At 39.0% G+C, this 14,289-nt stretch carries 14 protein-coding genes; 8 read left to right on the top strand and 6 right to left on the bottom strand.

Going from position 1 to position 14,289, the window contains the following annotated elements; genetic code table 11:
- Window positions 1–54: 54 nt before the first annotated feature.
- Together ACOKFG_RS09110 and ACOKFG_RS09105 are read left to right on the top strand one after the other, a co-directional pair.
- A complete protein-coding gene (locus ACOKFG_RS09110) occupies window positions 55–684 on the top strand; it encodes a hypothetical protein (protein WP_299172161.1) in 630 nt (209 codons plus the stop codon).
- A 25-nt stretch (window positions 685–709) separates the two neighbouring features.
- Window positions 710–1,435 carry a head GIN domain-containing protein gene (locus ACOKFG_RS09105; RefSeq protein WP_299172158.1) on the top strand — a complete coding sequence of 242 codons (726 nt, stop codon included), beginning with the start codon at window positions 710–712 and terminating at the stop codon, window positions 1,433–1,435.
- A 78-nt stretch (window positions 1,436–1,513) separates the two neighbouring features.
- On the opposite strand, the gene ACOKFG_RS09100 is transcribed toward ACOKFG_RS09105, so the two are convergent.
- Together ACOKFG_RS09100 and ACOKFG_RS09095 are read right to left on the bottom strand one after the other, a co-directional pair.
- Window positions 1,514–1,972 carry a hypothetical protein gene (locus ACOKFG_RS09100; RefSeq protein ID WP_299172155.1) on the bottom strand — a complete coding sequence of 153 codons (459 nt, stop codon included), beginning with the start codon at window positions 1,970–1,972 and terminating at the stop codon, window positions 1,514–1,516.
- Window positions 1,969–2,862, bottom strand: a complete 894-nt coding sequence (locus ACOKFG_RS09095) for a hypothetical protein (RefSeq protein ID WP_422861103.1) — start codon at window positions 2,860–2,862, stop codon at window positions 1,969–1,971. Before ACOKFG_RS09095 ends, ACOKFG_RS09100 begins: the two co-directional genes overlap by 4 nt.
- A 130-nt stretch (window positions 2,863–2,992) precedes the next feature.
- Between ACOKFG_RS09095 and ACOKFG_RS09090 the strand changes: the two genes are divergently transcribed.
- Window positions 2,993–3,838 carry a DUF4349 domain-containing protein gene (locus ACOKFG_RS09090; protein WP_299172149.1) on the top strand — a complete coding sequence of 282 codons (846 nt, stop codon included), beginning with the start codon at window positions 2,993–2,995 and terminating at the stop codon, window positions 3,836–3,838.
- 26 nt (window positions 3,839–3,864) lie between these two features.
- Here the strand turns inward: ACOKFG_RS09090 and ACOKFG_RS09085 are convergent, their stop codons facing one another.
- From ACOKFG_RS09085 to glgB, 4 genes are all read right to left on the bottom strand, one after another.
- Entirely contained in the window at window positions 3,865–5,193 is a 1,329-nt protein-coding gene (locus ACOKFG_RS09085) for an MFS transporter (protein WP_422861102.1), read from the bottom strand.
- A gap of 85 nt (window positions 5,194–5,278) precedes the next feature.
- Window positions 5,279–6,088: a M48 family metallopeptidase gene (locus tag ACOKFG_RS09080; protein WP_298793610.1), complete on the bottom strand. Its 810-nt coding sequence runs from the start codon at window positions 6,086–6,088 to the stop codon at window positions 5,279–5,281.
- 39 nt (window positions 6,089–6,127) lie between these two features.
- Window positions 6,128–8,527 carry a glycoside hydrolase family 31 protein gene (locus ACOKFG_RS09075; RefSeq protein WP_422861101.1) on the bottom strand — a complete coding sequence of 800 codons (2,400 nt, stop codon included), beginning with the start codon at window positions 8,525–8,527 and terminating at the stop codon, window positions 6,128–6,130.
- A gap of 94 nt (window positions 8,528–8,621) precedes the next feature.
- The gene (gene glgB / locus ACOKFG_RS09070) at window positions 8,622–10,517 is read right to left on the bottom strand and encodes a 1,4-alpha-glucan branching protein GlgB (RefSeq protein WP_422861100.1); all 1,896 of its coding nucleotides are present in this window, start codon (window positions 10,515–10,517) and stop codon (window positions 8,622–8,624) included.
- Here glgB and ACOKFG_RS09065 point away from each other — a divergent pair.
- The 5 genes from ACOKFG_RS09065 (at window position 10,497) to lpdA (ending at window position 14,279) form a co-directional block, all read left to right on the top strand.
- Window positions 10,497–11,246: a collagen-like triple helix repeat-containing protein gene (locus tag ACOKFG_RS09065; protein ID WP_298793607.1), complete on the top strand. Its 750-nt coding sequence runs from the start codon at window positions 10,497–10,499 to the stop codon at window positions 11,244–11,246. The genes glgB and ACOKFG_RS09065 overlap by 21 nt on opposite strands.
- Before the next feature lie 111 nt (window positions 11,247–11,357).
- Window positions 11,358–11,858 carry a peptide-methionine (R)-S-oxide reductase MsrB gene (gene msrB / locus ACOKFG_RS09060; protein ID WP_298793606.1) on the top strand — a complete coding sequence of 167 codons (501 nt, stop codon included), beginning with the start codon at window positions 11,358–11,360 and terminating at the stop codon, window positions 11,856–11,858.
- 12 nt (window positions 11,859–11,870) lie between these two features.
- A complete protein-coding gene (msrB, locus tag ACOKFG_RS09055; RefSeq protein ID WP_298793605.1) occupies window positions 11,871–12,278 on the top strand; it encodes a peptide-methionine (R)-S-oxide reductase MsrB in 408 nt (135 codons plus the stop codon).
- Complete coding sequence (locus tag ACOKFG_RS09050; protein WP_298793604.1) at window positions 12,275–12,814, top strand: DUF1572 family protein; 540 nt, start codon at window positions 12,275–12,277, stop codon at window positions 12,812–12,814. Before msrB (ACOKFG_RS09055) ends, ACOKFG_RS09050 begins: the two co-directional genes overlap by 4 nt.
- Window positions 12,815–12,887: 73 nt before the next feature.
- A complete protein-coding gene (lpdA, locus tag ACOKFG_RS09045) occupies window positions 12,888–14,279 on the top strand; it encodes a dihydrolipoyl dehydrogenase (RefSeq protein WP_298793603.1) in 1,392 nt (463 codons plus the stop codon).
- The last annotated feature ends 10 nt before the right edge of the window (window positions 14,280–14,289 follow it).

Here is a 14,289-nt window from a genome sequence, read left to right as displayed (position 1 = left end):
ATAACCAAAACAAAGGATAAGAAAGATATAGCAGCTGGTGAAAATTCTAGCAAAATGGCTGAAACCAGATGGGTAGTTGGCAATAGATTAATTTCGAAGAAGGATCCAACCATAGAAATTGAAGTAAGTGATAATTTTCAGTATGTTGGAAGTTTTGAATTTGAAATACAAGCTTTGACAGATGAATACTCAAAGGAAGTGAAGGGCAAAACTATAGCGGCTGGTGACAGATTTGTTTTTGTAGATTCAGACGAGAAACGTGCAGTCAAAAAGATGTTCATTGTACAATTGGAAGGGTTTTTGGATAACAATGAATTCATTTACAACTATGATTTGGATAACGCCCCGTATATTGGGGATAACAAATACAGAAACAATACATGGTTTTACAATAGTAAAAAAGCAGCTTTGAAAAATCCGAATGACGAAGGGGCTTTAACCAGAAAGTTTTTGATTGAAAAAGGATATAGGATTGCTGATGAATTCATGATGTCAAGGTTTGTTGGACTTGCAAGCGCAGATAGGAAAAAGGAAATAATCATTTTTTATATCGAAATGCTTCAAGATAATACCAAACTAAATTTGGAAGAGTTTCAAAATAACATCAGTGAAGATGAAGCGGCGAGAATTGAGCAATCACTTATTGAACGTTCAAAGAAAAGTTTTAAAATAGTAAGCGGATAATAATAAATAATCAAAAAACACAATCATGAAAAAATTAATCACATTAAGTTTGGCCCTAGGTATTGTTTCAGTTACAAGTGCACAATGGGGAAAAAGAGTAAAAGGAAACGGTGAAATTGTCACCATAGAGCGTTCTGTTGGCGATTATGATGAGGTGGCCTTGGCCGGTTGGTTCGACGTTGAACTAGTAAGCGGGCAAGAGGGTGAACTATCTTTAAAAGGAGAGTCCAACCTACTGGAATACATCAAAACTGAGGTTAAAGACGGAAAATTGGTCATCAAAACTGAAAAAGGGGTGAACCTAAGACCTTCTAACTGGAATGGAGGCATTCATATTACCGTTCCTGTTGAAAGTATAAGTTCTGTTGCCCTATCAGGTTCAGGAGATATCGTGGGTAAAACCACTATCAAAGCGGATGACTTCAGTACACGTATGTCGGGATCAGGTGACATTACGCTTTCGGTTGAAGCTCAAAGTGTAACAGCAGGTCTTTCCGGTTCAGGAGACATTGTGCTAGAAGGTAAAACCACCGATTTAAGCGTCAAAGTTTCGGGTTCCGGGGATGTTAAGGCGTATGATTTGGAAGCTGAAAATGTAACCGCTCAAGTTTCAGGTTCTGCTGACATAAAGGTAACTGCGAATCAATCCATTTATGCGCAAGTTTCAGGGTCTGGGGATATCCATTATCGTGGAAATCCTGATAAAGTTAAAAGTAAAGCTTCTGGTTCTGGAGATATATCTAAAGGATAAATCTTCTTTTGAGCTAGTCTAGGAGTTTATCACCAATCAAAAACTTAAAAGCTTCGGTCTAAGGGTCGAGGCTTTTATTTAATCTCTTTTAAAGAAAAATTCTCTAGATACTTCTAGTTTTCCATCTATAAGAATTTCAGAAGTTTTAATATATACCGCAACCGAATCCTTTAAAAGGTCATCACTTGAGCTTATATTTACAAGGAACTTTATTCGTTCTATTGAATTCGAGACCTTCTCCTTCTTCCCTATTTGTCGAATATTGATTTGACTTAAATCCAAAATAGTTTTAGGGTCAAAAAAACTAAGGATAGTCAATGTGTCACTTGATGACGTCAAACTAGTCCCAAATTCTGGATAATCATCCCTAATCTTAAGTAACTCAATATGATCTTTGAGTTTTTGGGATGCCAATTCTTCAATAGTAATATGTCTGGCCTCAACTTCATAATCCACAATTTCATTCATTGATTCTTTGTTTCTGCCCGCACATGAACATAACAAAACCAAAACAAAATATATTGTTCCCTTCTTCATTTCATCATGAATTTTAGTTTCACAATCTTCCCATCTACTATACGTTTATCCAAAATCTCGATTTTCTTTAAAGAAGTTGTTGGAATCGTAAGCATTTGGATAAAATCCTCCTTGGTATATACCTCAACTCCAATGCTAGAACTATATAGCTCATAAACTATAGCCTCCTCTGATATTAAATCATCAAGTTGTCTTTTATGTTTTTTCCAATCCTTTACATTACCTGAAGTGTAAAAATTTAACATCAGTGCATAATCATCACTGGCTACTTCGATAGCTTCTGTGGATTTGGTATTTATATACCTCGTTATGGTATCAGTCTTATAAAATGGAGATTTTACAATAAAAGTTACATAGTCCATGGTGGTTTTATACCTAAAACATCCCAAACTATCCGTTTTAAGGACCACGGGGGACTCCTTATCCTGAAGAATCTTGATATCCAAAGGTGTTTGGACGATTGCTCGGTCTGTTAATTGGTCAACAAAACAGAAGTTAAATTCATTTTCCTTTTCCCAAGAGAACCAAAAGATGCCCAATACCAAAATTCCAGCTAGCAGGAGATACGCGTTTTTGCCAAGTTTACTTTTGGATGCACCTCGTTCGCCATAACTTTTCTTGAAGACATACCAGTTTTTGTACCCAAGGTATATGCTCAATATATTAAGCATATCAATTCGCGGGAGTTTGCCCGTTTCATTTTTAAAATAAGTGTAAAACCATTTTTCACTGATACTTGCCTTTACTCTAGCCAACAAATCTTCTTGGAACAAGGCTATTTCGCTTCCCTTCCAATCCTCGATGTTGGATGAAACTCCGTGCTTCCCTGCAAAGGACGCTACCACCTCTTTTTTCAAAAGGTCAAAATAAAACTTGTCATCTTTTGTCAATTACACCTAATTGATTGATTAATAGCTAATTGCAATGTTTACAGACATAATACAATCGTTTTACAAGCCATTTACAAACTTCAAATTCATGTGGTTAATAGATTTGATTCAATATCTAAAAATAAACACAATGAAAACAAAAGTCGCCAAACGATTTATTAAATTATCAGCATTACTTATCGGATTTGGATACATCTCATCATGCGGAAATGAAAGTTATCAAGAAAATGCTCTTACCAAATCGGTTGATATCAGCAAGGAGTTTGAAGTCATATCCAATACAAATATTTCTGACGAAACTTCATCCCAGCCTTCACATATAAAAATTATCAAATCTGCAGAGGTAAGATACAAGGTGAAGCACGTTAAAAAGGCAAGTAAACTAATTAAGAGCATAGCTCATGAATATGATGGTTATGTTTCCGATATGCGTTTTGAAAACAATCTGCATAGCTTAGAGAATAGATTCACTCTTAAAGTCCCTCAAGCCTATTTTGATAGGGTAATGGATACTATTGTCCATGTGGCTGAGTTCGTGGATTACGAAAACATTACCTCTAAAGATGTAACTGAGGAGTTTATTGATGTAAAAACACGTTTGAAAACCAAACTCGAGGTAAAAAGCAGATATGAAACTGTTCTCAGAGAGAAGGCTAAAACCGTTGAGGACATTTTGGCTGCAGAGGGAAAGCTACAAGTGATACAGGAAGAGATTGAGGCTTCCCAAGGAAAGTTGAAATACTTAACCAATAAAATTTCCTTTAGCACCATTCAAATTGACCTTTATGAGACCGTAAATTATAAGGAGGAACCTGATGCCTATGAAAAAAGTTTCTGGTCACGTGGTAAAGAGGGTGTCGTATTTGGGTGGCATTTTGTGGAAAATACAATTTTGGCTATTGTATATATCTGGCCTATTCTCCTTGTGGGCGTTACCATATTCGTTCTTTACAAGCATAGAAGAGCTAGGAAATAATGTTGAAAATTTGAACCAAAACCTTCCTAATCGGAGGTTTTGTTAACCCTTAGCAGCAACAAAGCCCCAATCAAAAAGAAAATTCCCAAAAAGATGGTACTGTTGCGCATACTTCCCGTAAGTTGGGCAACGGCACCGTACAAAAACGTGCCGATTACAATCCCGATTTTTTCAGCAACATCGTAGAAGCTAAAAAACGATGTGGTATCAGTAGTCTCTGGAAGAAATTTGGAATAAGTAGAACGCGAAAGTGCCTGTATTCCTCCCATCACAATACCCACCAATCCGGCTGCAATGAAAAAGTCCATTGGTGTCTGAAGGAAATAGGCATAAATGCATAATAAAATCCATACCACATTCACCCAAACCAATGTTCTGACATTACCGTACAATTTTGACAAATGCGCCGTTAAATAAGCTCCTCCAATTGCAATCACCTGAATTATTAGAATACTTGCAATCAATCCAATTTGCCTAAAATCATCAGAGCCCCAGTCAATTTCTTCCTCCCCAAAGTATGTTGCAATCAACATAATGGTCTGTACAGCCATACTATATACAAAAAAGGCGCCTAGGTACCGTTTAAGTCTGGTTTCAGCACCTAATTGCTTCCAAACACTTTTAAGTTCCCTGAAGCCGTTCAATACAATATTCTTTCTTTCCCCTTCGCGTTTATGTCCTTTAGGTAGATGTTTAAATGTGTATTGACTAAATAAAATCCACCAAACCCCGACCATAATAAAGGAGTATTTCATCATTGCGATGGCCACCGGTTCTCCATTGATTTCTTCTATACCTAAAATGGAAGGTAAGAACATCACCATTGATAAATTGATGGCCAACAAGATTACACTTCCTATATAGCCCAAGGAAAAGCCTTTGGCACTTATGCCATCTTGTTGTTCAGGGAAGGCAATATCTGGCAAGTACGAATTATTTATGGCGAAACTCACCCAAAACCCTACCAAGCCAAAGAAATAGCAAACCAACCCAAAGTAAATATTTTCCAAAGAAAACCAGTACAGCCCTATACAAGACAAACCACCCAAGTAACAGAAGAACTTGAGGAAAACTTTTTTATTTCCTAAATAATCTGCTATACCGGAAACCAATGGGGTTACAATAGCAATAAAAACAAATGCCAAGGAAGTGACGTAGCTGATAAGCGGAGCCCGCGCAATCTCACCTCCAAAAATGGTTACCTTTTCAATTTCAGCAACACGAAACAAAGCCCCATAAAAAATAGGGAAAATGGCCGATGAGATGACCAAACTATATACAGAATTTGCCCAATCATAAAATGCCCAAGCATTCAACAGTTTTTTACTTCCTTTTAATGCGAATGCTTTTGCCATATGTTGTCAAATAAAAAAACCACTACCTACATTCCAATTTTTGGAGTATGTGGGTAGTGGTTATAATGGTTATTTTGGTCAATTGCTATTTAAATGATGTTACACCAAATTTAGCCGCTTCTTGTTTTGCCGCTGGAGCCCAAGCCGACAAATTATTAATTCTGGTATCGTTTGAAGGGTGCGTACTCATGAATTCAGGTGGTGCCTGTCCTCCCGACTTAGCTTTCATTCTTTTCCATAACTCGGCAGCCTCATCTGGATTATAACCTGCGATAGCCATAATTTGAAGTCCAATTCTATCCGCCTCTGTTTCATGACTTCTACTAAAAGGGAGCATTATTCCAACTGTAGAGCCCAATCCGTAAGCTTGGTTAAAGGTATTTCGTTTTTCCGGGTCTTTAATTGCAACGTTTCCAGCTACCGCTCCTATCTGCTGTACCATTCCAGCACTCATACGCTGTGCACCATGATCGGCCAATGCATGAGCCACCTCATGTCCCATAACAACCGCTACACCCGTTTCCGTTTGGGTAATCGGCAAAATGCCTGTATAAAAAACAATTTTGCCACCGGGCATGCACCAAGCATTCACGGTTTCGTCATTTACCAAATTGTATTCCCATTTGTAATCTTTCAGATAGCCGGGATAACCGTTTGCATCCAACCATCTTTCAGCCGCAGAGGAAATACGCTGACCTACCCTTGTTATCATTTGAGCCTCGGAAGTGCCCTCAATAACCTTGTTTTCAGTCAAAAACTGGTCATACTGTGCAAAAGCCATTGGAAAAATCTGGCTATTCGGATAAAAGTTAAGTGTGCTTTTACCCGTAAATGGATTTGTCTTACATGATGCCACGGTCATAAAGACCACAGCTGTGATAATCAACTTCTTCATAATTGTTAATAGTGTTTAGTCTAGGGAAAATACAAAAAATTATTTTCCAACGATATGAAGCTCCGTAAAATCCTTGGTCACTTCAATACTATTGTTCCCATTCAGCTTAATGTCCTTTAGGTTGACTTGTTCGTTGTCCACTTCCACGGTACCAATTGTAAAAGGTAATCCGTGAAATGTGAGTTTAAACGTGGAATAGGAAGTTATAAAGTTACCATCCTTAAATTGTTGAATGATCAATTCATTTTCCTTTCCTTTTAGCCTAAATTTTCTCAGACTATATCGTCCTTTTTTGTAATCATATCCATCTTGCTGGTCTTCATACACGATGGAGTTCTCTATTCCCTCAATAAAGTACACATCAATTTGTAGTTCTTCTAGTTCCTTCTCCCCAACATATTGCTGTACAGGATATTTCGGAATCATGGCCCCTTCCTTTATAAACATTGGAATAAGGTGTATCTCGGCCGATACCCATTTTTCCATTCCACCCTCAACAACTTCCTCAGTCCAATAATTATACCATCTTCCTTTGGGAAAATACATTCTACGACCTTGAGCATTAGGCTCTTGTACGGGACAAACTAGAATTTGCTCTCCAAAAAGGAATTCATCGGTTCTAAAATGTGTTTGGGTATCGTCTTGATCATAGAAAACCAAAGATTGAAGCATAGGCATTCCTTCTTTGATATACTTGTAGAACATGGTATACAAATACGGAAGCAATTGATACCTCAATTCAACAAACTTCTTAAAAATATCGGTGATCTCATCTCCAAACGACCATGGTTCTTGATCTCCGTGATCTCCACTGGAGTGCACTCTACAAAATGGATGAAAAATTGCTAATTGTATCCAACGGGCAAATAGCTCACCATTGGGTTGCTCGGCAAAACCACCAATATCTGAACCTACAAAGGAATAACCGCTCATGCACATGCGCTGCATCTGCACATTGGCAATCCATAAATGTTCCCAAGTGGCCACGTTATCACCCGTCCAGGTCGCACAGTAACGCTGTGTTCCGGCATATGCAGCCCTGGTAAGGACAAAAGGCCTTTTGGGAAACATAAACTTTTTGACACCATTATATGTAGCCCTAACCATTTGCATTCCATAGACATTATGCGCCTTTCTATGGCTACAAGGATTTCCATCATAATCATGACGTACATCCAAATTAGCCGTTTTCGAAGGCACTTCCATAATTGCCGGTTCGTTCATATCGTTCCAAACGCCATGTACACCAAGATCTGCTATCATCTCTTTATATAAGTCTCCCCACCATTCACGAACCTTTGGATCTGTAAAATCAGGAAACTTGCACTCTCCAGGCCAGACTTTTCCTTTAAAATGGGGTCCATCTGCTCTACGACAGAAATAACCTTTTTCCATCGCTTCTTGATACACCCAATAATCCCGATCTATTTTAATTCCTGGATCAATCATGGTAATGGTTTTAAAACCATCTTCCTCCAGTTCATCAATCATCTTTTTGGGGTCTGGAAAACGCTTTTTGTCCCAGGTAAAACATCGAAATCCATCCATATAATCAATATCGAGATAGATGGCATCACAAGGAATCTTTCTTTTTCGGAATTCGGATGCAATATCTTTTACCTTTTTCTCAGGGTAATAGCTCCATTTGGATTGATGAAATCCCAGTGCCCACAATGGTGGAAGTTCAGGTACTCCGGTTAAATCGGTATAGGCTTCCACAACTTTCCCCATTTTGGGACCATAGAAGAAATAATAGTTCATTTCTCCGCCATCCGCCCAAAAACTGGTCACGTTCCTTTTCTCATTGGCAAAATCAAAATAAGTGCTAAACGAATTATCAAAGAAAATACCATAGGCAAGATTCTCCTTAAGTCCCACATAAAATGGGATGGATTTATACAGTGGTTCCTGGTCTTTTCCATAGGCATACGAATCCGTGACCCAATTATTTACCCGCTTGCCTTTAAGGTTGGTATGCGAGGCTTTATCTCCCATTCCATAATAGCTTTCACCTGTGTGGCAAACCTTGCTCATTTTGACCACGTTGCCTCCATAATTGTAATTTTCTTCCCAATGAAAGCCCAGTTCATCTTCCAACAAGGTAACATCATCCATATTATGGATGTTTATTTTGAGATTCGTTTTGTTTAGAAGAATCTTGATTTTAGAGGTTGAAACAACATATTGTGAGACTTCTTCTTCTACAGAAATTTCGTTGTAGCCTAAGCTCACGTCTTCGCTAATGGCATAAGAAAAGTCAGGTTCAAAAGCGTATTCCGTAGCATATCGAAAACGAATGGTGCTATTCCGTAAAATAGTAATCTGCAATACCACCCCATTTTGAGTAGTAAAATAGAGCTTATCGTTTTCCTGTTTGAAATCTGTTATATGGTTGGGGTACTGATTGCCTCTTTTTTCAATTTCAGTATTGGTAATCATATTTGGCTAATTAAGACAGACAAAAAAAATACATTAGAATGACAAATTAAAGAGATGTTCATAACAACTCAACTACAACGTTGTAATTAACCGATTATCTATAAATTACCACTCCCAAAGGCGGTAAAGTCATCGAAACCGATTGTTCAAAACCGTTCCATGCTGTCTTGGATGGCTTTATCGTTTTTTTGCCAATTCCACTTCCTGAATATTTGGAATCATCACTATTGAAAAGCAATTTCAACTGGGTGGTCTTTGGAACTCCTACCCTATAATTTTCTCTAGGTACTGGTGTGAAATTACAGGCCACGATAAGATCATCTTTGGGATTGTTACCCTTCCTGAGATAGGTAATCACAGAATTTTCCTGATCATTGTACTCTATCCACTGGAAACCTTCCTGGCTAAACTGCTTTTCATAAAGGGCCGGATTGTTTTTGTATACCTTGTTCAAGTCTTTGATCACTTCTTGAATTCCCGAGTGAAAGTCATATTGAGTCAAATGCCAATCCAAACTTTCTTGAAAATTCCATTCTGAAGATTGGCCAAACTCACCGCCCATAAAAAGTAAGTTCGCACCAGGGTGCGTGAACATATATCCAAACAGTAACCTTAGATTGGCGAAACGCTGCCATTCATCACCTGGCATGCGATATAACAAAGACTGTTTGCCATATACAACCTCATCATGTGAAAAAGGCAACATAAAGTTTTCCGTAAAGGCATAAGTCATACTGAATGTAATCGCATTTAAATCGTATGAACGGTGTATTGGTTCTTTCTTGAAAAATTCCAAAGTATCGTGCATCCATCCCATCATCCATTTCATACCAAAACCTAGTCCACCAAGGTCGACTGGCTTCGAAACCCCAGAAAACGCAGTGGATTCCTCAGCGATGGTTTGAATTCCTTTGAAGCTTCCGTACACTTCTTGGTTCATTTCCCTTAGGAAGGACATCGCCTCCAGGTTTTCATTGTTCCCATACATGTTTGGCTCCCATTCCCCGTCTTCCCTCGAGTAATCCAAATACAACATAGAAGCAACAGCATCTACACGAAGTCCATCTATATGAAATTGATCTAACCAAAAAACAGCATTGCTAATGAGAAAAGCACGCACTTCGTTTCTACCGTAGTTAAAAATCAAGCTTTTCCAATCGGGGTGATATCCTCTTCTTCTATCAGGATGCTCATAAAGGTGAGAGCCATCAAAAAAACCAAGTCCGTGGGCATCCTCTGGAAAGTGTGACGGTACCCAGTCTAAAATAACACCTATACCTTTTTCATGGAATTTGTCGACCAACAACTTAAAATCTTCTGGTTTTCCAAAGCGGGAGGTCGGTGCAAAGTATCCCGTAAGCTGATACCCCCATGAAGGATCGTAAGGATATTCCATAACGGGCATGAACTCAACATGGGTAAATCCCATATCGGCGACGTAGTTTACCAATTCATCCGCCAAGTCCAAATAGGAGAGAAATTCATTGCCATTTTTTCTTCGCCAAGATCCCAAATGCACTTCGTAAACCGAGTAAGGTTTATCAAGCCCATTTTTTTTCTCGCGCGTATCCACCCAATTTTTATCCTTCCATTGATATGGGGCATCCCATACCATAGAAGCCGTCTTAGGAGGTTGTTCACAATATCGCGCAAAAGGGTCGGCCTTTTCCGTCCATATATTATCGTGATGCGATTCAATTTTGTACTTATAAATACTGCCCTTGTCCACTCCAGGTATAAAACCTTCCCATATGCCACTTCCATCCCATCGTACGAGCAATTTATGATTTTCTGCATCCCATGAGTTGAAATTCCCAACTACGGAGACAGATTTAGCTGAAGGGGCCCAAACGGCAAAATAGGTGCCCTTTTCTCCATCGACCACCATTAGATGCGAACCTAATTTTTCATAAAGTCTAAAATGCTTCCCAGATTTAAATAGGTTGATATCGAAATCGGTGAAAAGACTATGTGCAACTACCTTGGACATGAAATCGGTTTTACTATTGCAATATTAACATCTTTTGCCCAAGAAATGGGATTTTATCCATCAGATTATCAAATCATCAGAATTTATGGAACGCTTTTTGATTTTGGTAGAAAAACAATTGAATTATATACAAATCAAAAATCAAAAATCATGAATAGATTTAGTACAATTATCGGAATATTTATCCTAGTGTTTGCAACTTCTTGTGAAGGACCAGAAGGCCCTCCAGGTTTTGACGGATTTGATGGACTGGACGGACAAGATGGACTGGATGGAATTCAAGGACAAGTAGTGGAAGTTGACGGTGTCAATTTCGATTATGATGCTAGCGGAAATATTTTTAGCAGTCTTATCACTTTTAGTGATGTCACCGACTTCGAAGTGTTTGAGTCTGATGCTGTACTTGTATACCGTTTTGATGGCACCATAGATCTTGCCGATGGAAGTACTGCCGATGCATGGAGTCAAATTCCACAGAGTTTCTTTTTACCTGAGGGTACCATTCAATACGTAATGGCCCATACTTTTGTGGATCTGGAACTTTTCATTGATGGAAATTTTGATTTATCTGCAATAGATACCGCGTTTACGGACAATCAATCCTTTAGGATTGTGTTTGTGCCAAGTGTATTCGCCACTGGTTCTAAAATGGATACTTCCAATGTGGCCAACGTCATGGCTGCTTTAGGACTTAAGGAAAGTGATGTCAAAAAAATAAATATGGACTAAGTCCCTCAAATATGCTAACTTAAAATCCTGCTGTATTTCAGTGGGATTTTTTTTACCTTATTTTTGAAAGGAACAGCTAAAAAAAGCGTCTATTTTGAGAAAAAGAATATCATGGGAAAAAATTTGCTTTTAGTCTTTGTTTTAATTCTTTCAGGATGCAAAGGAGTGTCTCAGGAAGACAAGCAAACATCTAATGAAAAAGAATCGGAAATTGCCTATGCTATCACAAAAACCGATGCGCAATGGAAAGCAGAACTTACCGACATGGAATATTATGTGCTTCGAAAGGCTGCTACCGAAAATGCTTTTACAAGTGATTTGCTCGATAATAAAGAAAAAGGCACCTATGTTTGTGCTGCTTGCGCTACCCCCCTATTTAGAAGTGAATACAAATTTGATTCCGGCACTGGCTGGCCAAGTTTCGACAGAGAAATCGAAGGTAATGTAGCTTATGATGTCGATTATAAAATAGGATATCCAAGAACCGAGGAACATTGCGCCACCTGCGGTGGGCATCTGGGTCATGTATTTAATGATGGCCCCGGGAATACCACTGGAAAAAGACACTGTATCAATGGTGTCGCCCTAGATTTTATTCCTGACTCCAAATAACAACATCCAACCATGGACAAAAAATACGATATCGAGAAAACCGAAGCAGAGTGGAGGGAAAAACTCTCACCAGAAGAATATTTTGTGCTTCGTCAAAAAGGTACGGAAAGGCCGCATACCGGACAGTACGACCTTCATTTCGAAAATGGGGATTATCATTGTAAAGCCTGCAACTCAAAACTATTTGAAAGTGAACATAAGTTTGAAAGTGGTTGTGGGTGGCCTTCATTTGATCAAGCTGTGGAAGGAGCTATTGAATACATCAGGGACACCTCACATGGTATGATTCGGACGGAAACCGTATGTGCCAACTGTGGCGGTCATTTGGGACATGTTTTTAATGATGGCCCTAGAGAAACTACTGGTCAGCGATATTGCATAAACTCTATAAGTATTGGTTTTGACCCAGAAAAAGAATGAGTTTTCACGAAAACTACATTAAAAGTGTTTTGTTTGAGTTCCGTCGGTACAAAACGATGGGCGATAAGACATTTGACCAGCTTTCTGACAAAGAAATCCTGTGGAAACTTAAAGATACCGATAACTCAATTTCTATCATTGTAAAGCACATGGTTGGCAATATGCTCAGCCGCTGGACCAATTTTTTAACTGAAGATGGCGAAAAAAATTGGCGTAATCGTGATATGGAATTTGAAGGGGAGTATCAATCTAAAGCAGAAATGCTTATCGCTTGGGAAAAAGGTTGGAACTGTCTCTTTAATGCATTAGAAAGCATCAATGCTTCCAATTTTGATACAAAAGTCAATATAAGGTCAGAACAACATACTATTATTGAAGCTGTTAACCGTCAACTGGCCCACTACGCCGGTCATGTGGGGCAAATTGTATTTGTTGGCAGAATGATCAAGGGAAGCGATTGGGTCTCACTATCAATTCCCAAAGGAGGTTCAAAGGATTTCAACAAAAAGATGTTCGGCAGTTCCAATTCTGCATAGCCAAACCTTGGTAAATGGCGTCCGAATTCCGTACTTTTGCACTTCATTTTTAACAGCAAAAAATCAAAAACTAATGAGCAACTTCGATGTAATTGTTTTGGGTAGTGGTCCCGGCGGATATGTAACGGCTATTAGGGCTTCACAACTTGGATTCAAAACTGCAATTGTGGAAAAGGAAAGTTTGGGAGGTGTATGTTTAAACTGGGGATGTATCCCAACCAAAGCACTATTAAAGTCCGCTCAGGTTTTTGAATATTTAAAGCATGCTGAAGATTACGGTTTGAGCGCCAAAAAAGTAGAACACGATTTTGATGCAGTAGTTAAAAGAAGTCGAGATGTTGCCGGTGGCATGAGCAAGGGCGTTCAATTTTTGATGAAAAAAAATAAGATTGAGGTTCTTCAAGGCTATGGGAAGGTACAACCCGGTAAAAAAGTAGTTGTAAAAGGAGAACATGGAGATCCTGCTGAATATACAGCTGATCACATTATTATAGCAACGGGAGCGAGAAGTCGTGAATTGCCAAGTCTTCCACAAGATGGAAAAAAGGTCATTGGATACCGCGAAGCGATGTCTTTGGATAAGCAACCTAAAAAAATGATTGTTGTAGGTAGTGGTGCCATCGGGATTGAATTTGCCTATTTCTACAATTCCATGGGAACCGAAGTAACCGTTGTAGAGTATTTACCTAACATTGTTCCTGTTGAAGACGAAGATGTATCCAAACAATTGGAACGAAGCTTCAAAAAGGCAGGTGTGAAAATTAAAACCTCTGCGGAAGTAACGCATGTTGATACCTCGGGTGAGGGAGTTAAGGCCACCATCAAAACTGCTAAAGGCGAAGAGGTATTGGAAGCTGATATTGTACTTTCAGCTGTAGGTATCAAGACCAACATTGAAAATATCGGGTTGGAAGACGTAGGAATCGCCGTAGACCGGGATAAAATTTTGGTCAACGATTACTACCAAACCAACATTCCAGGATACTACGCCATTGGTGATGTAACTCCAGGACAAGCATTGGCCCACGTTGCTTCGGCCGAAGGTATTCTTTGTGTTGAAAAAATTGCAGGAATGCATGTGGAGGCATTGGATTACGGAAATATTCCAGGGTGTACCTATTGTGTACCGGAAGTTGCCTCCGTTGGTCTAACAGAGAAACAGGCCAAAGAACAAGGCTATGACATAAAAGTGGGTAAATTTCCATTTTCCGCCAGTGGAAAAGCAAAGGCTTCGGGCACTCCGGATGGATTCGTCAAAGTGATTTTCGATGCCAAATACGGAGAGTGGCTCGGCTGCCATATGATTGGCGTAGGTGTAACGGATATGATTGCGGAAGCTGTTGTTGCAAGAAAATTGGAAACAACAGGGCATGAAGTTCTAAAAGCGGTTCACCCCCATCCTACAATGAGCGAGGCGGTAATGGAAGCTGTTGCGGATGCTTATGATGAAGTAATCCATCTGTAAGAACATTTTT

This window comes from Flagellimonas rhodophyticola, from assembly GCF_049332665.1.
Taxonomy (GTDB): Bacteria; Bacteroidota; Bacteroidia; order Flavobacteriales; family Flavobacteriaceae; genus Flagellimonas.
Note: the sequence above shows the minus strand (reverse complement) of the source record. Positions and strands in the feature narration are given on the sequence as shown.